21 protein-coding genes are annotated in these 18,797 nt (G+C 75.0%); 13 read left to right on the top strand and 8 right to left on the bottom strand.

Annotation, left to right across the window (positions count from 1 at the left end):
- The first annotated feature begins 218 nt into the window (after positions 1-218).
- The 6 genes from I4I82_RS15475 to I4I82_RS15450 all read left to right on the top strand — a co-directional run bounded on the left by I4I82_RS15475 (position 219) and on the right by I4I82_RS15450 (position 6,384).
- Entirely contained in the window at positions 219-773 is a 555-nt protein-coding gene (locus I4I82_RS15475) for a MarR family winged helix-turn-helix transcriptional regulator (RefSeq protein WP_226370075.1), read from the top strand.
- 97 nt (positions 774-870) lie between these two features.
- On the top strand, positions 871-1,830 hold the full coding sequence (locus I4I82_RS15470) for an MBL fold metallo-hydrolase (RefSeq protein ID WP_218595811.1): 960 nt from the start codon (positions 871-873) through the stop codon (positions 1,828-1,830).
- 37 nt (positions 1,831-1,867) lie between these two features.
- A complete protein-coding gene (locus tag I4I82_RS15465; protein WP_218595810.1) occupies positions 1,868-3,502 on the top strand; it encodes an FAD-dependent monooxygenase in 1,635 nt (544 codons plus the stop codon).
- Complete coding sequence (locus tag I4I82_RS15460) at positions 3,477-4,673, top strand: homogentisate 1,2-dioxygenase (RefSeq protein WP_218592213.1); 1,197 nt, start codon at positions 3,477-3,479, stop codon at positions 4,671-4,673. Before I4I82_RS15465 ends, I4I82_RS15460 begins: the two co-directional genes overlap by 26 nt.
- Positions 4,670-5,854, top strand: a complete 1,185-nt coding sequence (gene fahA / locus I4I82_RS15455; protein ID WP_218592214.1) for a fumarylacetoacetase — start codon at positions 4,670-4,672, stop codon at positions 5,852-5,854. Before I4I82_RS15460 ends, fahA begins: the two co-directional genes overlap by 4 nt.
- 14 nt (positions 5,855-5,868) lie before the next feature.
- Positions 5,869-6,384, top strand: coding sequence for a substrate-binding domain-containing protein (locus tag I4I82_RS15450; protein ID WP_218592215.1), 516 nt, complete (start codon positions 5,869-5,871; stop codon positions 6,382-6,384).
- Between the two features lie 12 nt (positions 6,385-6,396).
- On the opposite strand, the gene I4I82_RS15445 is transcribed toward I4I82_RS15450, so the two are convergent.
- The gene (locus I4I82_RS15445) at positions 6,397-7,347 is read right to left on the bottom strand and encodes an alpha/beta hydrolase (RefSeq protein WP_218592216.1); all 951 of its coding nucleotides are present in this window, start codon (positions 7,345-7,347) and stop codon (positions 6,397-6,399) included.
- Positions 7,347-8,162 carry a mycofactocin-coupled SDR family oxidoreductase gene (locus I4I82_RS15440; protein ID WP_218592217.1) on the bottom strand — a complete coding sequence of 272 codons (816 nt, stop codon included), beginning with the start codon at positions 8,160-8,162 and terminating at the stop codon, positions 7,347-7,349. The genes I4I82_RS15445 and I4I82_RS15440 overlap by 1 nt, the downstream gene beginning before the upstream one ends.
- 62 nt (positions 8,163-8,224) lie before the next feature.
- On the opposite strand from I4I82_RS15440, the gene I4I82_RS15435 reads away from it, so the two are divergent.
- Positions 8,225-8,779 (top strand): TetR/AcrR family transcriptional regulator, encoded by a 555-nt coding sequence (locus I4I82_RS15435; protein WP_218592218.1) that lies wholly within the window; start codon positions 8,225-8,227, stop codon positions 8,777-8,779.
- A gap of 18 nt (positions 8,780-8,797) precedes the next feature.
- Here the strand turns inward: I4I82_RS15435 and I4I82_RS15430 are convergent, their stop codons facing one another.
- The 3 genes from I4I82_RS15430 to I4I82_RS15420 are packed head-to-tail and all read right to left on the bottom strand — an operon-like array spanning position 8,798 to position 10,617.
- The gene (locus I4I82_RS15430; protein WP_225920608.1) at positions 8,798-9,007 is read right to left on the bottom strand and encodes a hypothetical protein; all 210 of its coding nucleotides are present in this window, start codon (positions 9,005-9,007) and stop codon (positions 8,798-8,800) included.
- Between the two features lie 30 nt (positions 9,008-9,037).
- Entirely contained in the window at positions 9,038-10,249 is a 1,212-nt protein-coding gene (locus I4I82_RS15425; protein WP_218592219.1) for an RNA polymerase sigma factor, read from the bottom strand.
- Complete coding sequence (locus tag I4I82_RS15420) at positions 10,246-10,617, bottom strand: YciI family protein (RefSeq protein ID WP_172156381.1); 372 nt, start codon at positions 10,615-10,617, stop codon at positions 10,246-10,248. The genes I4I82_RS15425 and I4I82_RS15420 overlap by 4 nt, the downstream gene beginning before the upstream one ends.
- A 101-nt stretch (positions 10,618-10,718) precedes the next feature.
- Here I4I82_RS15420 and I4I82_RS15415 point away from each other — a divergent pair, with 101 nt between their 5' ends.
- Both I4I82_RS15415 and I4I82_RS15410 read left to right on the top strand, forming a co-directional pair.
- On the top strand, positions 10,719-11,000 hold the full coding sequence (locus tag I4I82_RS15415; protein ID WP_218592220.1) for a DUF1905 domain-containing protein: 282 nt from the start codon (positions 10,719-10,721) through the stop codon (positions 10,998-11,000).
- Positions 10,997-11,383 (top strand): DUF1761 domain-containing protein, encoded by a 387-nt coding sequence (locus I4I82_RS15410; RefSeq protein WP_218592221.1) that lies wholly within the window; start codon positions 10,997-10,999, stop codon positions 11,381-11,383. The genes I4I82_RS15415 and I4I82_RS15410 overlap by 4 nt, the downstream gene beginning before the upstream one ends.
- Positions 11,384-11,393: 10 nt before the next feature.
- Here I4I82_RS15410 and I4I82_RS15405 read toward each other — a convergent pair whose 3' ends face one another.
- Entirely contained in the window at positions 11,394-11,972 is a 579-nt protein-coding gene (locus tag I4I82_RS15405) for a TerD family protein (protein ID WP_218592222.1), read from the bottom strand.
- A gap of 50 nt (positions 11,973-12,022) precedes the next feature.
- On the opposite strand from I4I82_RS15405, the gene I4I82_RS15400 reads away from it, so the two are divergent.
- The 3 genes from I4I82_RS15400 (at position 12,023) to I4I82_RS15390 (ending at position 14,760) form a co-directional block, all read left to right on the top strand.
- A complete protein-coding gene (locus tag I4I82_RS15400) occupies positions 12,023-13,012 on the top strand; it encodes a Gfo/Idh/MocA family protein (RefSeq protein WP_218592223.1) in 990 nt (329 codons plus the stop codon).
- Positions 13,013-13,262: 250 nt separating this feature from the next.
- The gene (locus I4I82_RS15395; RefSeq protein WP_218592224.1) at positions 13,263-14,231 is read left to right on the top strand and encodes an AraC family transcriptional regulator; all 969 of its coding nucleotides are present in this window, start codon (positions 13,263-13,265) and stop codon (positions 14,229-14,231) included.
- Between the two features lie 40 nt (positions 14,232-14,271).
- Positions 14,272-14,760, top strand: a complete 489-nt coding sequence (locus I4I82_RS15390; RefSeq protein ID WP_225920607.1) for a bifunctional nuclease family protein — start codon at positions 14,272-14,274, stop codon at positions 14,758-14,760.
- A gap of 36 nt (positions 14,761-14,796) precedes the next feature.
- Here the strand turns inward: I4I82_RS15390 and I4I82_RS15385 are convergent, their stop codons facing one another.
- Positions 14,797-16,734 (bottom strand): TPM domain-containing protein, encoded by a 1,938-nt coding sequence (locus I4I82_RS15385; protein WP_218595809.1) that lies wholly within the window; start codon positions 16,732-16,734, stop codon positions 14,797-14,799.
- 133 nt (positions 16,735-16,867) lie between these two features.
- Between I4I82_RS15385 and yczE the strand changes: the two genes are divergently transcribed.
- Complete coding sequence (yczE, locus tag I4I82_RS15380; protein WP_218591197.1) at positions 16,868-17,506, top strand: membrane protein YczE; 639 nt, start codon at positions 16,868-16,870, stop codon at positions 17,504-17,506.
- A gap of 10 nt (positions 17,507-17,516) precedes the next feature.
- Here yczE and I4I82_RS15375 read toward each other — a convergent pair whose 3' ends face one another.
- Positions 17,517-18,776 (bottom strand): multidrug effflux MFS transporter, encoded by a 1,260-nt coding sequence (locus tag I4I82_RS15375; RefSeq protein ID WP_218591196.1) that lies wholly within the window; start codon positions 18,774-18,776, stop codon positions 17,517-17,519.
- Positions 18,777-18,797 lie beyond the last annotated feature (21 nt).

Here is an 18,797-nt window from a genome sequence, read left to right as displayed (position 1 = left end):
GGCGCGGTGGTCGTCGTGCGCGGCGAGCTCGCCCGCCAGCACGTAGGCGCCGACGGGGGCGAGGCTGGTGCTCATCCCGCTCACCGGCGAGGCGCAGTAGGCGGCGTCGCCGACGACCGCCACGCGCCCGCGGCTCCAGGCGGGCAGGCGCACCTGCGCCAGTCGTGCGGGGCCGGTCGGCCACGCCGACGACCTGTGTCGACTCCTACCATCGGTCCGTGCCCACGCCCCCGCAACCCGGTCCCGAGCTGTCCGGCAGCGACGACTTCCTGTCCTTCGCCGAGATCGCCCTCGACACCACCGCGGAGCGGCTGCCCGGCACCGACCGGTCGGCGATGGCGATGGTCCTGCTGCTGCACCGCGTCGCGAACACGGTGGTCTACGACCTGGAGTCGACGGTGCACCGGCCCGCGGGCTGGAGCTGGTCGGCGTTCCGGTTGGTGTTCACGCTGTGGGTGTCGGGGCCGCAGGAGGCCGGGCGCGCCGCCGCGCTGGCGGGCATGAGCCGGGCGGCGGTGTCGAGCCTGTCGAAGACGCTGGACGCATCGGGCGTACTGGAACGCGGCCCGGACGCCCGCGACGGCCGCACGGTCGTCCTGTCGCTCACCGGGAAGGGGAGCGCCGCGCTGGAGGAGGTCTTCCTCGTGCACAACCGGCGCGAGGCGGAGTGGGCCGGCCTGCTGACCCCCGACGAGCTCGGCACGCTCAACGCCGTGCTGCGCAAGCTGGCCCGCGCCGCGCACGACCAGGAGTGGGTCAGCCGCCGCCGCTGATGTGGCGCGCGTCACAGCGCGGTGGCGTTCATGGACGTCAGGCCCTACCGTCCTCCAAGTAGTAAAACCTTTGACGATCACCCGGAGGACCGTCCCCATGGCCAAGCCGTTCGCCTCGTCCGCCGACACCGCCGTCAAGGAGCAGACCCTCGAGGTGCTGGCCGACGGCGTCTACGCGCTGACCGCCGAGGGCGACCCGAACATCGGCGCGATCGAGGGCGAGGACTTCCTCGTCTGCTTCGAGGCCCTCGCCACGCCGGTCGCGGCGCGCCGCTGGCTCGCGATGCTGCGCGAGCACACCGACAAGCCCGTGCGCTACCTGGTGCTCTCGCACTACCACGCGGTCCGCGTGCTCGGCGCCAGCGCGTTCGACGCCGAGACGATCGTGTCGCACGAGATCACCCGCGACCTCATCGCCGAGCGCGGCGAGCAGGACTGGGCCAGCGAGTTCGCGCGCATGCCCCGCCTCGCCGAGGCCGCCGAGTCGGTGCCCGGCCTGACCTGGCCCACCCTCACCTTCGCCGACCGGCTGACGATCGACCTCGGCGGCGACCGCGGCGAGCTCGTGCTGCAGTACCACGGCCGCGGGCACACCGAGGGCGACATCACCGCGTGGCTGCCGCAGCACCGGATCCTGTTCGCGGGCGACCTCGTCGAGGCCCAGGCCGCGCTCTACACCGGTGACGCCTTCCACCGCGACTGGGCGGGCCTCACGCTCGACCGCATCAAGGCCGTCGGCGCCGAGCAGCTCGTCGGCGGGCGGGGTGCGGTCAGCCGCGGGCGCGCGGAGGTCGACGCCGCCGTCGAGCAGACGCGCGGGTTCCTGCAGGTCATGCTGCGCGAGGTGGGGGCGGTCCAGCAGCGCGGTGGCACGCTCAAGGAAGCCTTCGAGGCCAGCCACGCCGCCCTCGTAGACGACTACGGCCACTGGCCGATCTTCGAGCACTGCCTGCCCTTCGACGTCTCCCGACTCTTCGACGAGCTCTCGGGCGTCGAGCGGCCGGTGATCTGGACCGCCGAGCGCGACCAGGAGGTCTGGGCGCAGCTGCAGGGCTGACCCGACCACCCCACGCGCGACGACGGGAGCCCCCGCCATGCCCACCACCCCTCCGACGTGGCCGCTCGACCCGGTCGTCGTACTCGGCGCCGGCCCCGTCGGGCAGACGACCGCGCTGCTGCTCGCCCGCTGGGGCGTGCCGACGGTCGTGCTCGACCAGCGCACCGAGCGCGACACCGTCGGCTCGAAGGCCATCTGCCAGCAGCGCGACGTCCTCGACGTGTGGGAGGCCGTCGGCGCGGGCCGGCGCATCGCCGACGAAGGCGTCACCTGGACGACGGCGCGCACGTTCCACCGCGGCGCCGAGCTGTTCAGCTACGCCTTCGCCGAGCCCGGCCGGCCGGCGTTCCCACCGTTCGTCAACATCTCCCAGACGCGCACCGAGCAGATCCTCGACGAGCGCATCGCCGACGAGCCGCTGGTGGACCTGCGCTGGGACCACCGGGTCACGGACGTCGAGCAGGACGGCGACGGCGTCACCGCGCGCTGCGCCGACGGCACGGTGGTGCGCGGCTCCTACCTCGTCGTCTGCGGCGGGGCGCGCAGCGACGAGCTGCGCCGGCTGCTCGGCGTCGGCTTCGCGGGCCACTCCTTCGACGACCGGTTCCTCATCTGCGACATCCGCACCGACCTGCCCGGCTGGGCCACCGAGCGGCGCTTCCACTTCGACCCGGAGTGGAACCCGGGCCGCCAGGTGCTCATCCACCCCTGCCCGGACGGCACGTTCCGGATCGACTGGCAGGTGCCCGCCGACTACGACCTCGACGCCGAGACCGCCTCGGGCGCCCTGGACGCCCGGATCCGCGCGATCGTCGGCGAGCGGCCCTACGAGATCGTGTGGAACTCGGTCTACCGCTTCCACTCCCGCGTGGTCGACCGCATGCGCTGCGGCCGCGTCCTCGTCGCCGGGGACGCCGCCCACCTCGTCTCGCCGTTCGGGGCCCGCGGGCTCAACTCGGGCGTCGCGGACGCCGAGAACGCGGCCTGGAAGATCGCCTACGTCGGTCACGGCTGGGCGCCGGAGTCGCTGCTCGACAGCTACCACGACGAGCGGCACGCCGCGGCGCTGGAGAACATCGCCGTCACCACGGCCACGATGGACTTCCTCGTGCCGCCCGACGCGCAGCGGGCGCGGCGCCGCGAGGAGGTGCTGGCGCGGGCGGCGCTCGACCCGGCCGCGCGCGCCGACGTCGACTCGGGCCGGCTCTCGGAGCCGTTCTGGTACGTCGACTCCCCGCTGACCACCGGCGACCCGCGCCGCCCGTTCGACGGCCGGCCCCCGCGCGGGCAGGTCCCGCCCGCGGCGCCCGGGGTGCTGCTGCCCGACGCGCCGGTCGACGCGCCGCAGGGGCGGGTGCGGGCGCTGGCCCGCGACGGCTTCCTGCTCCTGACCGGCGACGCCACCGACCCCGACGCCGTCCGGGCGGCCGCCGCGGAGGCCCCGGGGCCCGTGCGGGTCCTCGCCCTGCGCGCGCTCGACCCCGACGGCACGCTCACGGCCACACTGGGGGCGCGGCCCGACGAGGTGTGGGTCGTCCGCCCGGACGCCCACGTCGCCGCCGTCGTCGCCGCACCCACCCGAGAGTCGATCACCACGGCGCTGGCCCGCGCCGCCGCCCGCACCACCTCCAGGGAGGAGACCCCGCATGGCGTTCTACAGACGAGCCGGTGACATCCCGCCCAAGCGGCACACCCAGCACCGCGACGCGGCCGGGGCGCTCTACTACGAGGAGCTGATGGGCGAGGAGGGCTTCTCCTCGGACTCCTCGCTGCTCTACCACTCCGGCGTGCCGTCGGCGATCGTCGACGCCACGCCGTGGGAGCTGCCCGACCAGTCGACCACCGAGAACCGCCCGCTGCTGCCGCGCCACCTGAAGCTGCACAGCCTGTTCGACGAGGACTGGAAGGCCGTGGACGTCGTCACCGGGCGCCGCCTGGTCCTGGGCAACGCCGACGTCCGCATCTCCTACGTCGTGGCGGGGGAGGCCTCGCCGCTCTACCGCAACGCCACCGGCGACGAGTGCGTGTACGTCGAGTCCGGGTCGGCGACGGTGGAGACGGTGTTCGGGTCGCTGTCCGCGCGCCAGGGCGACTACGTGGTCCTACCGCGCTCGACCACGCACCGGTGGGTGCCCACGGGCTCGGAGCCGCTGCGGGCCTACGCGATCGAGGCCAACTCCCACATCGCGCCGCCCAAGCGCTACCTGTCCCGCTACGGGCAGCTGCTCGAGCACGCGCCCTACTGCGAGCGCGACCTGCACGGCCCCGACGGCCCGCTGCTCACCGAAGGCACCGACGTCGAGGTACTGGTCAAGCACCGCGGGTCGCGTGGGGTCACCGGCACCCGCTACGTCTACCCGACGCACCCGTTCGACGTCGTGGGCTGGGACGGCTGCCTCTACCCGTACACGTTCAACATCGCCGACTACGAGCCGATCACCGGCCGCGTGCACCAGCCACCGCCCGTGCACCAGGTGTTCGAGGGCGGCAACTTCGTGATCTGCAACTTCGTGCCGCGCAAGGTCGACTACCACCCGCTGTCGATCCCGGTGCCCTACTACCACTCCAACGTCGACTCCGACGAGATCATGTTCTACTGCGGCGGCAGCTACGAGGCCCGCAAGGGCTCGGGCATCGAGCAGGGGTCGATCAGCCTGCACCCCGGCGGCCACAGCCACGGCCCGCAGCCCGCCGCCGTGGAGCGCTCGATCGGCGCGGAGTTCTTCGACGAGCTCGCCGTCATGGTCGACACGTTCCGCCCGATGGAGCTGGGCGAGGGCGGCGTCGCCGCCGAGGACCCCGCCTACGCCTGGACCTGGTCGGGGCGGGGGCCGGCCCGGTGACCGTCGTCGACGTCCCGGACGGCTCCCCGTTCGGTCTCGCGAACCTGCCCTACGGCGTCTTCTCGACGCCCGGCGCGCCGCCGCGGGCAGGGGTGCGCCTGGGTGACGCCGTCGTCGACCTGGCCCGGCTGCTCGACGACCCGGTGTTCGCCGCGCCCGAGCTCAACGGGTTCCTGGCGCAGGGCCGCGCGCGCTGGACGCAGGTGCGGGAGCGGATCACCGCGCTGCTGGCCGGGGACGTCCCGGACGACGCCGTGCACCCCGTCGCCGCGGTGACGATGCACCTGCCGTTCGCGGTGGCCGACTACGTCGACTTCTACGCCTCCGAGCACCACGCGACCAACCTCGGGCGCCTGTTCCGGCCCGACTCCGAGCCGCTCATGCCGAACTGGAAGCACCTCCCGGTCGGCTACCACGGCCGGGCCGGGACCGTCGTCGTGTCGGGGACGGAGGTCGTGCGCCCGTGCGGGCAGCGCAAGGCGCCCGACGAGCCCGCCCCGACCTACGGCCCGAGCCGGCGCCTGGACATCGAGGCCGAGCTGGGGTTCGTCGTCGGCACCGGGTCGGCGCTGGGGGAGCGGATCGGCGTCGACGAGTTCGCCGAGCACGTGTTCGGCGCGGTCCTGGTCAACGACTGGTCCGCGCGCGACCTGCAGGCCTGGGAGTACGTGCCGCTGGGGCCGCACCTGGGCAAGAGCTTCGCCACCTCGGTGAGCCCGTGGTTGGTGCCCCTCGCCGCGCTGGAGGCCGCGCGCATGCCGCTGCCCGGGCAGGACCCGCAGCCGCTGCCCTACCTGCGCGGGGGCGAGGACTGGGGGCTCGACGTCGACCTGGTGGTGGAGTGGAACGGCGAGGAGGTCGCGCGCCCGCCCTACCGGGAGATGTACTGGTCGCCCGCGCAGATGCTCGCGCACCTCACCGTCAACGGGGCGTCGGCGCGCACCGGCGACCTGTTCGCCTCCGGGACGGTCTCGGGGCCCGAGCCGCGCCAGCGCGGGGCGTTCATCGAGCTGACCTGGGGCGGGAAGGAGCCGGTCACCGTCAAGGGGGAGCAGCGGACGTTCCTGCTCGACGGCGACGAGGTGACGATCTCGGCCACCGCGCCGGGCCCGGGCGGCACCCGGATCGGCTTCGGCGAGGTCTCCGGCACCGTCGCACGCGCCCGCGGGGCGCACGACTGACCTACGCTCGCAGCGTGTCGAGCACTTCGGAGAACCCGCGTGAGCAGCCGGTGCGGACGGCCGCGCTCACCGCGATCATCGGCGCCGCCGGGGGCCGCCGGGCCTTCGTCGACGCCACGGGCACGCCGGTGACGCTGCCGCCGCTCGTGCGCCGGCTCGTCGCCACCGACGAGGTGGTCGGCGCGCTGCTGCGCGAGCTGGGGGCCGAGCTCGTCGGCTGCGCCGGGAGCCTCGACGGCGTCGAGACCGTCGGCGCCGACCGCGCGCCCGACCCGCGGGCCGTCGCCGCGCTGGAGCCGCACGTCATCGTGGCCGGGGCGGTCGACCGCGTGCACGACCTGGCCGACGAGCGGCTGGTCGGGTTCCTGCGGAAGGTCGCGCCGGTCATCGCCGTCGACACCGGGCGCCCGGCCGTGGCCCGCGCCGACCTGCGGGCGCTGCTCGGCACCGGGCGGGCGGCGCGGTCGGCCCCCGCGCCGATCCCGGACCGCCCGCCGGGGCCGCCGCAGACCCGGCCCCGGCTCTGGTGAACGGCCGACCGCTCAGGTCAGCGCGGCCCGCAGCTCCGCGGTGAGCTCGGCGAGCGCCTGCGGCGCCGCGCGGCAGAACCGCGGGAACGACAGGTACCCGTGCGGCATGCCGACGTAGGTCGTCGCGCGCACCGGGACGCCGGCCGCGCGCAGGGCCTCGGCGTAGCGCAGCCCGTCGTCGCGGATCGGGTCGTGCTCGGCCACCTGCACCAGCGCGGGTGGGAGCCCGGCGTGGTCGGGGGCGAACAGCGGCGACGCGTAGGGATCGCGGGGGTCCTGGTCGCCGAGGTAGTGATCGCGGAAGGCCAGGACGTCGGCCTTCCCGATGATCGGCGCCTGCGCGTTCTCCTCGATCGACGGGCTCCCCAGCGTGAGGTCCGTGGCCGGGTAGAGCAGCGCCTGGAACGCGATCGCGGGCCCGGAGCGGTCACGCGCCATCAGCGCGACGACGGCGGAGAGGTTGCCGCCCGCGCTGTCGCCCATCACGGCCACGCGCCGCGGGTCGGCGCCGAGCTCGGCCGCCCGCTCCACCAGGTCGACGAGCGCGGCGTAGCAGTCCTCGCCCGCGGCGGGCCAGGGGTGACCGGGCGCGAGCCGGTAGTCCAGCGACACGACGACCGCGCCGACGCCGGCCGCGACCTGGCTGCACAGCCAGTCGGACTGGTCGAGCGAGCCGAGCACCCAGCCGCCCCCGTGGATGTTGACGACGAGCGGCAGCGGCCCGGCGCCCGCGGTGGTGGGCCGGTAGACCCGCACCGGGATCGGGCCGGTCTGGCCCGTGGCGGTGGCGTCGGTGAGCACGACTCCGGGGGCCACGCCGCCGAACAGCAGGTCGGTGACCGGGTTGTGCGGGATCGTCGTGGTCTGCGCGCGGGCGATGGCGGCCGCGTCCATCGTGGTGATCGAGCTGCTCGCGCGCAGCACCCGCGCGAGCAGCCGCACCCGCAGGTCGAGGGGCGCCATCAGAACTCCGTGACGCCGGCGTCGGGCGCGAGCTCGTGCGCCGTGACGTAGCGGGACTCGTCGGAGGCGAGGAACAGGACCGAGTCGGCCACGTCCTCGGGCTGCGTGGTCTCCACCGGCAGCATGTTCGCGAACATCATGCCCAGCCGCTGGTCGCCGGCCATCGCGGCGCCGAGAACGGCCTGCATGTCGCCGCTGCCCATCGGGGTCGCGACGCCCGTGGGGTGCAGGCTGTTGACGCGGATGTGGTGCTTCGCGAGCTCCGCCGCGAACGCCTTGGCCATGCCGCGCACGGCGAACTTGCTGGCGGTGTAGGGCACCATGAACGGCTGCACCTTGATCCCGGCGGCCGAGCTGACCAGCACGATCGACCCGCCGCCCGCCGCCACCAGGTGCGGCGCGCCCGCCATCACCGTGTTCCAGACGCCGGTGACGTTGGTGCTCATCGTGTCCTCGAAGATCTGCGGCGTCACCTGGTCCCAGGCGCGCGGCACGCAGATCCCCGCGTTGGCGACGACCACGTCGAGGCGCCCGAGGCCGGCCACCGCCCCGTCGACGGCCGCGCGCAGCGCGTCGAGGTCGCGGACGTCGAGCTGCGCCGCGACCGCCCGCCGCCCGGCCTTCTCGACCAGCGCCACCGTCTCCTCGAGGTCGGCGGGCGTCGCCGACTCGTAGGCGACGCCGGGCAGGGGCGCGCACACGTCGACCAGCACGACGTCGGCGCCCTCCGCGGCCAGCCGGACGGCGTGCGCGCGGCCCATGCCCCGTGCCGCCCCGGTGATCAGTGCGACCTTGCCCTCGACCCGTCCCGCCACGGTTCCACCTCTCGACGATCCACAACCGGACAATCCTGTCCGGTTGTTGATACCGTAGCCCCGTGACCTCACCGCGTCGAGAGAACCGCGGCCCCAGCGCCGCCGCGGGCAACCGCCGCGCCCTGCTCGCCGCCGCCGTCGAGGTGTTCGGGGAGCAGGGGTTCGACGCCCCGCTCTCGGCCGTCGCGAAGCGCGCGGGCGTCGGCCAGGGCAGCCTCTACCGGCACTTCCCCGACCGGGTCGCGCTCGCCGTCGCCGTGTTCGAGGACAACGTCGTCGAGCTGGAGGAGCTGGCCGCGCTCCCGGGCACGACCCTCGACGCCCTGCTCGACGCCGTCACCGACCAGCTCGTCGCCAGCGTCGGGTTCGTCGACGTCGTGACGGCGTCGGTGCCCGACGGCCGCGTCGAGGCGGTGGCCGAGCGCGTCGGCGCCGTGCTGGCCGGGGCGCTGCCGCAGGCGCAGCGCGCAGGCCGGTTCCGCGACGACGTCACCGCCGCCGACGTCGTCCTGGCGATCGGGATGGTCGCCGGGCTGGTCTCCAAGGTGCCCATCGGGGACCGCCTGCGCACCGCCGCGGCCGCCTGGGCCCTGCTGCGGCGGGGGCTGCGGCCGTGAGCTCTCGGCCGTCGATCCTCAGCGCGGCAGGTAGCGCGCGTAGAGCAGCCCGCTGTCGAAGCGGCGCTGGTCGACCAGGTCGAGGTCCAGGCGCACCCCGACGGGGCGGAAGAGGTCGCCGATGAACGTGTGGACCTCGGGGTCCTCGGCGCCGCGGCCGAGGTCGCCCTCGGCGGCCACAGCGTAGCCGTCGAGCGAGGTGATCATCGAGTAGAGGAGCTGTGCCATGTCCTGTGTGACCGGAGGACGGGCGAGAAGTCATCGACCGGTGGCCCCTACCCCGGCGGCGCGGTCGAGCAGGTAGCGGCGCTCCGGCGCGCTCAGGGTGCGGGCGGCCGCGCGGCGGTAGTGCTCGCGGGCGCCGTCGGCGTCACCGGTGCGGTCGAGCAGGTGCGCGCGCACGGCGTCGACGCGGTGGTGCCCGGCCAGCGCCGGATCGGCGGCGGTCGCGTCGAGCTGCTCCAGGGCCACGAGCGGGCCGCGCACCATCGCGACGGCGACGATCCGGTTCAGCGTGACCATCGGGCCCGGCGCGATCGCCGCCAGGATCTCGTAGAGGCCCAGGATCTGGCGCCAGTCGGTGTCCTCGGCGCGCGGGGCCTCGTCGTGCACGGCGGCGATGGCGGCCTGCAGCTGGTAGGGCCCGGGCACCGCCGTGGCCAGCGACGCGGTGACCAGCGCGACGCCCTCGGCGATCGCGGCGGCGTCCCACAGGCCGCGGTCCTGCTCGTCCAGCGGCACGAGCGCGCCGTCGGGCCGCGTGCGGGCGGCCCGCCGCGCGTCGGTGAGCAGCATCAGCGCGAGCAGCCCGGCGACCTCGCCGTCGCCGGGCCGCAGCCCGTGCAGCAGGCGGGTCAGCCGCAGCGCCTCCCGGGTCAGCTCGACGCGCTGCAGGGACTCCCCGGAGCTGGCCGTGTGCCCCTCGGTGAAGACCAGGTACAGCGTCCGCAGGACCGCGGGGAGCCGCGCCTCGTCGTCCGGGTCGCCGAACCGCCCGCCCGCGGCCCGGATCCGCGCCTTCGCCCGGCTGATCCGCTGCGCGACCGTCGCCTCCGGCACGAGCAGGCCGCGGGCGATCTCCGCGGTGGTCAGGCCGCCGACCGCGCGCAGCGTCAGCGCCACCTGCGACGGCGGGTTCAGCGACGGGTGGCAGCACAACGCGAGCAGGGCGAGGGTGTCGTCCTCGCCGGGCACCGGACCCGTCGGCACGGCCGCGGCCACGGCGTCCTCCCGGCGGCGGCGCGCCGCGTCGGCGCGGTGGGCGTCGACCGTGCGGCGGTGGGCCGCGGTGATCAGCCAGCCCGCCGGGTTGTCCGGGACGCCGTCGGCCGGCCAGGCGAGCGCCGCCGCGATCAGGGCCTCCTGCACGGCGTCCTCGCAGGCCGCGAAGTCGCCGCCCCGGCGGCGCACGAGCACGCCGAGGACCTGCGGCGCGAGCTCGCGCAGCAGGTCCTCGACGCTTCCCGTCACAGGTCCGGGCCCGCGGGGCTGAGCACCGGTCGCACCTCGACCAGGCCCCACACCGCGTCCGGGACGCGCGCGGCGATCTCGACCGCGCGGTCCGCCGTCTCGCACTCGACGAGGTAGAACCCCGCCAGGTGCTCCTTGACCTCGGCGAACGGCCCGTCCGCGACGACCGCGGCGCCGTCGCGCGCCGTGACCCACCGCCCCAGCGACGGGTCGGCGAGCCCCTCCGACGCCACCAGCTCGCCCGACGCGGCGAGCTCGTCGGTCAGCGCGCGGTGCCCGCGGCCGAACTCGGCGCGCTGGGCGTCGGTGAGGCCCGCCCAGCGCTCGAGGAAGTGCTCGTTGCTGTGGATGAGGACCAGGTACTTCACGTGCCACCTCCGTCACCGGGAAACTCCTGCCGCCGGGATGTCGAGACCGGCGGTCCGGTCTCGACATCCCGGCGTACGGACCCCGAGGGAAGGATCCTCCGATGGAACTCGACCACGACTTCACCGCCGTCCTCGTGACGAGCCCGGAGCCGGGCGGCTGGACCTACGTGCAGATGCCCGGTTCCGCCGAGTTCTTCGGCACCCGCGGGCTGGTGAAGGTCCGCGGCACCGTCGACGGCCACCCGTTCCGCAGCTCGTTCATGGCGCTGGGCGACGGCACCCACAAGCTCCCGGTGCGCGCCGCCCTGCGCCGCACGCTGGGCAAGAAGGCCGGCGACCCCGTCGACGTGCACCTGTCGGAGCGGATCGAGGAGAGCCGGTGAACGTCCTCGCCGTCGTCGTGGCCGCGGTGGCCGCGTTCCTCGTCAGCGGGGCGTACTACGGCGCGCTCGGCGCGCGCCTGGCCCGGCTCTCGCCCGCCTACGCCCCGGGCGCGGGCCGCTCCGCCGCGGCCACGGCCGTCACCGAGGTCGTGCGCAACGTCGTGCTCGCGCTCGTCGTCGCCGGGCTGGCGCGCGGGCTGGGCGCCGACGCGCTCGGCCCGGCGCTGCTGCTCGCCCTCGTGCTCTGGGTGGGGTTCCCGGTCCTGCTGCTCGCCGGGTCGGTGTTCCACGAGCGGGTGCCCGTGGCCCTCGCCGCGATCCACGCCGGCGACTGGCTGCTCAAGCTGCTGGTCGTCGCGGGCGTGACGGGAGCCTGGGCCTGACCGGCGCCGGTCAGCCGACGTTGACGCCGAAGTCGCGCGCGATGCCCGCGAGCCCCGACGCGTAGCCCTGCCCGATCGCCCGGAACTTCCACTCCGGGCCGCGGCGGTAGAGCTCGCCGAACAGCATCGCGGTCTCGGTGGAGGCGTCCTCGGTGAGGTCGAAGCGGGTGATCTCCGACTCGCCCGCGGCGTTGACGATCCGGATGAACGCGTTGGCGACCTGGCCGAAGCTCTGCCGGCGGTTGTCGGCGTCGTAGATGCTCACCGGGAACACGATCTTGTCGACCTGCGGCGACATGCCGGCCAGGTCGACCTTGAGCTGCTCGTCGTCGCCCTCGCCCTCACCGGTGAGGTTGTCGCCGGTGTGCTCGACGGTGCCGTCCGGGCTGATCAGGTTGTTGAAGAAGATGAAGTGGCTGTCCGACAGCACGCGGCCGTCGGTGCCGAGCATGATCGCCGAGACGTCGAGGTCGAAGTCGGCGCCGGTCGTGGCACGCACGTCCCAGCCCACCCCGACGATCACGTTCGTGAGGCCGGGGGCCTCCTTGCTGAGGCTGACGTTGCCGCCCTTGGCCAGGCTGACGCTCACGAAGGACTCCATCTCGGTCGACGCGGTGATCCGGCTGCGATGCTAGGGCCATGAGCGTGCGGTGGGGGATCGTCGGGCCGGGTCGGATCGCGTCGAAGGTGGTGGCGGACTTCCCGCACGTCCCCGGCGCCGAGGTCGTCGCGGTCGCGTCCCGGTCGGCCGAGCGGGCACGGGCCTTCGCCGACGCGCACGGTGTCGGGCGCGTCCACGGCTCCTACCGGGCGATCGTCGAGGACGACGGCGTCGACGTGCTCTACATCGCGACCCCGCACCCGCAGCACCGCGCCGTCGCGCTGGCGGCACTCCGGGCGGGCAAGGCAGTGCTCGTCGAGAAGGCGTTCACGGTGACGCCGGCGGCCACCCGCGAGATCGTCGGCGCCGCGGAGGCAGCGGGGGTGTTCGCGATGGAGGCGATGTGGACGCGCTTCCAGCCCGCGATCGTGCGGATGCGGGAGCTCATCGCCGACGGCGCGATCGGCGAGGTGCAGTCGGTGCAGGCCGACCTGGGCGCCCAGCACCCCACCGACCCGTCCGACCGCTTCTACGACCCCTCCGTAGGGGGAGGTGCGCTGTTCGACGTCGGGGTCTACCCGATCTCGTTCGCGCAGATGGTCCTCGGCACCCCCGACGCCGTCGCGGCGCACGGCGTGCTGGCGCCGACCGGCGTCGACGTCGAGGAGGCGGTGCTGCTGTCCTACCCCGACGGCCGCACCGCGTCCCTGCTCGCGTCGCTGCGCTGCGCCACCCCGGGAGCGGCGCGCGTCGTCGGCACGGGCGGCTGGATCGACGTGCCCCCGCGCTTCCACCACCCGTCGGGGATCGTCCTGTGCCGCAACGGCGCCGAGCCCGAGCGCATCGACGCCCCCGCGCTCGGCGCGGGCTACTCCCACGAGCTGCGTGAGGTGACCGACTGCGTCGCCGACGGGCGGACGCAGAGCGCGGTGATGCCGCTGGCCGACACCGTGGTGGTGCAGGACGTGATGGACGCGGTGGCGCGGCAGCTGGGGATGGAGCCGCAGGAGGGGCCGGCGGAGCTGTAGTGCACGAGCCGGTCGTGGTGGCTGGTGGTGGCCGGGAGGACCCCCGGCCCCCTCCAGCGGAGGTCCTCCCGTGCCGCCGTCAGAGGTACCCCGGGGGGTCGGTCGCACACAACCGGGTCGTGCCCCACGATCGCCTGGCGGACAAGTGGCCGTCGTAGAACGGATAACCGAGCGGGTCAGCGTCCGGATGGTCGATGCGCCCGCCGACGGGCCCGATTAGCGTTTCCCCTTCGACCAGGGGGGACTGATCGTGCCGGAATCGCTCATGCGCGCGCAGATCACGACGGCGGACGCCGACGTGGCGCACGGCTGGCTGCGCGACGCCTACGGCGACCACGAGGTGACGATCTCCGGACGACCGACCGATTTCCGGTTCGCGCACAGCATGGCCGACTTCGGCAGCTTCACCGTCGGCGTCGCGCGGCACTCGATGGTCCTGCGCGGCAGCTGGGAGCCCCTCGACGACGTGCTGCTGTTCAGCCACCTGCTCAGCGGGCGGTTCGTCCTGCGCTCGCCCGGCAACGAGGTGGTGGGCGGGCCGGGGGACGTCCTGTCCTACGACCCCGACGCGCGCACCGACGTCGAGTGGTACGACTTCCGCATGGCGCAGCTGCGCATCCAGCGCGCGGCGGTCGACCGCATCGCGGCGGAGGTCCAGGGCGACGACCGGGCCGTCCCGCGCCTGGCGTTCGACCTCGGGCGGCCGCTGTCGGCGGCGAAGGGGGTGCACTGGAAGCGCCTCATGCAGTACGTGTCGGGCGATGTCGCGCGCAACCCCGGCGTCAACGGCAACCCGCTGGTGGTGCGCCACGTGCAGCGGCTGATCGTCGCGACGCTGCTGGAGACCTTCCCCAACTCGAGCCAGGCCGGCCACCGCGCGACGACGCAGTACGCGGCCCCCGACGCCGTGCGCCGCGCGATCGCGTTCATGGAGGAGCACGCCGCCGAGGACCTCGAGCTGACGACCGTCGCGGAGGCCGCGCACGTCGGCCCGCGGGCGCTGCAGCGGGCGTTCCGGCGGTCGATGGACCAGACGCCGCTGGGGTTCCTGCGCTCGGTGCGGCTCGACCGCGCCCACGACGAGCTGCGCGCCGCCGACCCGGCCGACACGACCGTCGGCGCGGTCGCCGCCCGCTGGGGCTTCGGCCACCCCGGGCGCTTCGCCGCCGACTACCGGGCCCGGTTCGAACGAGCACCCAGTGACACCCTCCGGGGGTGAGGCCGTGACACGTCGGGCGGTCCAGGCGAGACTGTCGCCCATGTCGATGACGACCATGCGCGTCCTGCGGCTCGTGGTGCACGTGCGCACCCGCGAGCCGGTACTGCTGCTCGGTGAGGTGGAAGGTGAGCGCTGCCTGCCGGTGTTCCTGCGCCGCCCGCAGGCCGACGCGATAGCGCTGGGCGAGCGCGGTGAGGGCGACCCCCAGCTGCCTCAGGACGTCCTGCTGCCGGTGCTGCAGGGGCTGGGTCACGAGCCCGTCGGCGCCGAGGTGGTCTCGCTCGTCGACAGCGTGTTCCGGGCGGAACTCGTGTTCGCCGACGGCGCCCGCGTCGAGCTGCGCCCCAGCGACGCGCTCGCCGTGGCGGTGCGCGAGGGCCTGTCGATCGGCGTGGCCACGGCGATCCTCGACGAGGTCGGTCAGCCCATCGCCGACCTGTTCCCCGACGGCACGGACGCGCCGCCGGAGAAGCAGCTCGAGGACTTCCGCAAGTTCATCGACGAGGTCTCGCCCGACGACTTCGCCTGATCCCCCGCAGGAGCGTCCGCGGGGCGGCGGCGCCGTTCAGAAGCGGCCGCCGCCTCCACGGCGCCCGCGCGAGGACGACCCGCCGAAGCTGCCCGGCGAGAACCCGCCACCCCCGCCGCGGCCACCACCACCACTGCTCCAGCCACCACCACTGCTCCAGCCGCCGCCGCGGGTGGCGCCGGAGATGATGCCGCCGAGGATCAGGCTGCCCAGGTCGACGCCGGTGCTGCCGCCCGACGAGGTGCTCGACCAGCTCGACGCGTCGGACTGCGCGAGCCGCAGGGCCTCCTGGGCCAGCGAGTCGGCCCGCTGCGCCTCGCGCAGGGCCTCGGCCGGGTCCTGCCCGTTGCGGGCGTTCTCCAGATGGCGCCTGGCCTCGGCGAGCCGGGTGCGCGCGGTGGCGTCCACGGCGCCGCGGTGCGTGGTCACGAAGTCCTCGGCGGCGTCGACGGCCGAGCGGGCCGTCAGCAGCGTCTGCTCCAGGACCGCGGCGGTGCGGCGGCGGCGGTCCTGCTCGGCGCGGGCGGCGGCGATGGCGCCGTCGAGCGCGGCGCCGGCCTCGTCGAGCAGGCGCAGTGCGGCGATCGGGTCGCCCGTCTCCGCCTGCTCCGACGCCGTGACGGCGGCCTCGGCGCGCGCCACCACGGGCCCCAGCGACCCGTCCAGCGCGCGGGCCTCCGCGAGGTCCTGCTCGGTCTCGGCGCGGGCCGCGGGGATGGCCGCCGCCGCCTCCACGAGCTCGGTGCCGCGGCGCGGGATGCCGTCGAGCAGCGTCTCGGCCTGGGTGAGCGCGTCCTCGGCGGCGCGGCCGGACACGACCGCGGCCGGGCGCGCACCCGCGTCGACCTCGGAGCGCGCGGCGGCGACCTCGGTGCCGGCGACGTCGAGCAGCTGCCGGGCCTGCGCGAGCGAGCCGGCCACCGGCTCCAGCGCGCTCGGGGCGTAGCGCGCGGAGAGCGCCTGCCAGGTCGACTCGGTCTGCGGCACGCGCGCGAGCACGGCGTCGCGGCGGGCGGCGAGGCCCGCGACGTACTCGGGCGCGGTGGCCTCCAGGTTGCGCATCGCGTCGAACGCGGCGACCTGGGCGTCGAGGCGCTCGTCGGCGACCCGGCAGGCGCGGATGATGTCGGCGTGCATGCGGCGCCGGGTCGGCTCGTCCTCGGGCACGTCGTCGTCGAGCTGCTGGCGGACGCCGAACGCGCGGAGCATGTCGGCCTTCGACGCCTCGACGGCCGCGGCGAACCCGCCCACCGCCTCCTCGCCGAAGTGGCCGCGGGCGGCGGACAGCTCGATCTCGGAGGTGCGGACGGCCTCGTCGACCTCGATCAGTCCGGCGCTGGCGCGGTAGGCCAGGTCGTCGGTGGCGACGTCGCTGAACTCGTCGCGCGGGGCGGGCGGCTGCGCCGGGTCCGCGGGGACGGCGGCCGTGCGGTTGCGGCGGCGGCGCGACACGACGTACGCCCCGCCCCCGACGACGACCACGCCGCCGAGCAGCAGCGCGCCGACCGGGAACCCGCCGCTGCCGCCGCCGAGCCCGTCGGACAGCGCGATCGCGGCCCCGGCCCAGTCGTCCTGCGCGAGGCGGCCCTCGGCGTCGCCGATGGCGCTGTCGATGTCGGACTGCGACACGACCAGCTCGGGATCGACGTGCACCCCGTAAGCCCGGTCACCCACCGCGACGGCGAGCAGCACGTCCTGCGAGCCGAACTGCGAGAGGCGCGCGGACTCGTCGGCCCAGGACCGGCCGTCGGCGCCGTCGAAGGAGTCGAGGTAGACGACGAAGACCTGCGTGCCGTTCGCCTGGCGCAGGCGGCCGAAGGCTTCGGTGATCCGAGCCTCGTCACCGGGGGCGAGGACGCCCGCGGAGTCGGTGACCGCCGGCCCGACCCGGGACGGCGGGTCGGCCGCGGCGACGCCGGCCCCGATCAGGGCGAACAGCCCCAGCACCACGGCCAGCAAGGGCAACCTGCGCACGACGACCTCCGCGAACGGCGAATGATCCGCTCATCATGACGCTCCCCGGATCACGGCCGTGCGGCGCCGCCGACCGGGCCACCGGGCCCAGATTGGCCCTGGCGGACCAGGCCACTCCGGCGACGATGGACGCATGGCCGCGATCGAGCTCCGCACGCTCCCCCTCTCGCACGCACCCGCCCGACGGCTCGTCCAGCTCGTGGCCGGGCTCGCCCTCTACGGCACCTCGATGGCCATGCAGATCCGCGCGACGCTCGGGCTCAACCCGTGGGACGTGCTGCACGAGGGGCTGACGCGGCAGACGCCGCTCGGGTTCGGGCTGATCACGGCGGTGACGGGCGTGGTCGTGCTGCTGCTGTGGATCCCGCTGCGGCAGCGGCCGGGGATCGGGACGGTGGCGAACGTGCTGGTCATCGCCGTGACCGTCGACCTCGCCCTGGCCCTGATCCCCGCCCCCGGCGGCCTGCCCGCCCGGATCGCCCTGATGGCGGGCGGGATCGTGCTCAACGGCGTGGCGTCGGCGGCGTACGTCGGCGCGCGGCTCGGCCCGGGCCCGCGCGACGGCCTGATGACCGGCCTCGCCGCCCGCACCGGCGGCTCGCTGCGGCTGGTGCGGACGGGCATCGAGGTCACCGTGCTGGCGGCGGGGTGGCTGCTCGGCGGCACCGTCGGCGTCGGCACGGTGCTCTACGCGCTGGCCATCGGCCCGCTGACGCAGCTGTTCCTGCCGTTCGTGGTGGTGCGGGAGCCGGCACCGCGCCCGGTGGCGTGAGCGGCGGGCATCAGGCGACCGCGGGCGCGGCCTCCGCCTCGATGTCGGGCAGCGCCCACGGCCGGACGACGGTGACCAGCACGACCAGCGCCAGCACCAGCCCGCCCGCGACGACCGAGGCCATCGCGACGGCGTCGTTGCCCAGCAGCCCGACGACCGGCGAGATGACCGCGCCGATGCCGAACTGCACGGCCCCGAGCAGCGCGGCCGCGGTGCCCGCGGTCTCGCCGTGGCGCGACAGGGCGACGGCGGGGGCATTGGGCAGCGCGAGGCCGGTGCAGAACAGCACCAGCCACATCCCGCCGACGATTCCGACGATGCCGGCGAAGCCGGTGGTCGCGATCAGCACGAGCAGCAGGCCGAAGAAGGCGCCGGCGGAGACGGCGGCGAGCAGGATCTGCCGCGGCTCGAACCAGCGCAGGAACACCGGATTGAGCTGGGTCGCGAGGATCAGGAAGATCGCGCCCGAGCCGAAGACCAGCCCGAACTGCTGCTGGTCGAGCCCGAACTGGCCCTGGAACACGAACGACGAGCCCGAGACGTAGCCCAGCAGCGCCGACATCGCGAGCCCGGCGACGACGACGAGACCGACGAACGTGCGGTCGTGGAACAGGGCGCCGTAGTCGCGCAGCGTGCCGGCGAGGCCGGCGGTGCGGCGCCGCGAGGGCGGCAGCGTCTCGCGCAGCCCGACCAGCGCGACGGGCAGCAGGACCAGGCCGAACGCGGCGAGGGCGACGAACACCCCGCGCCACGAGGTGAAGCGCAGCAGCTCACCGCCCAGCGTCGGCGCGATGACCGGGGCGGCGCCCATGACGAGGATCAGCCGGGAGAGCAGCGTGGCGGCCGCGCGGCCGGAGTAGAGGTCGCGCACGATCGCCAGCGCGATGACGGCGCCGGCCGCGGCGCCCACGCCCTGCAGCACCCGCAGGGAACCGAGCACGGCGATGTTCGGCGCGACGGCGCACAGCAGCGACGCCACCACGTGCAGCGCGGTGCCGGCGATCAGCGGGCGCTTGCGACCGAAGCGGTCGGAGAGCGGGCCGATCACCAGCTGGCCGATCGCGAGGCCCAGGAGCGTGCCGGTGAGCGTCAGCTGGACGACGGCGGAGGTCGTCATCAGCTCGGTGGTGATGGTCGGCAGCGCGGGGAGGTACATGTCGATCGTGAGGGGGCCGAGGGCGATCAGCGATCCGAGGATCACGATCAGCCGGAGGCGCTGACCCCGGTCGGGGGTCGCGGCCGTCTCGACGCGATCGGAGGTTGTCGTCACCGCACGGACAAGGAGCGGCGT

Origin of the sequence: Pseudonocardia oceani (assembly GCF_019263585.2) — a bacterium.
GTDB lineage: Bacteria > Actinomycetota > Actinomycetes > Mycobacteriales > Pseudonocardiaceae > Pseudonocardia > Pseudonocardia oceani.
This window is presented reverse-complemented; position numbering and strand designations above follow the sequence as displayed.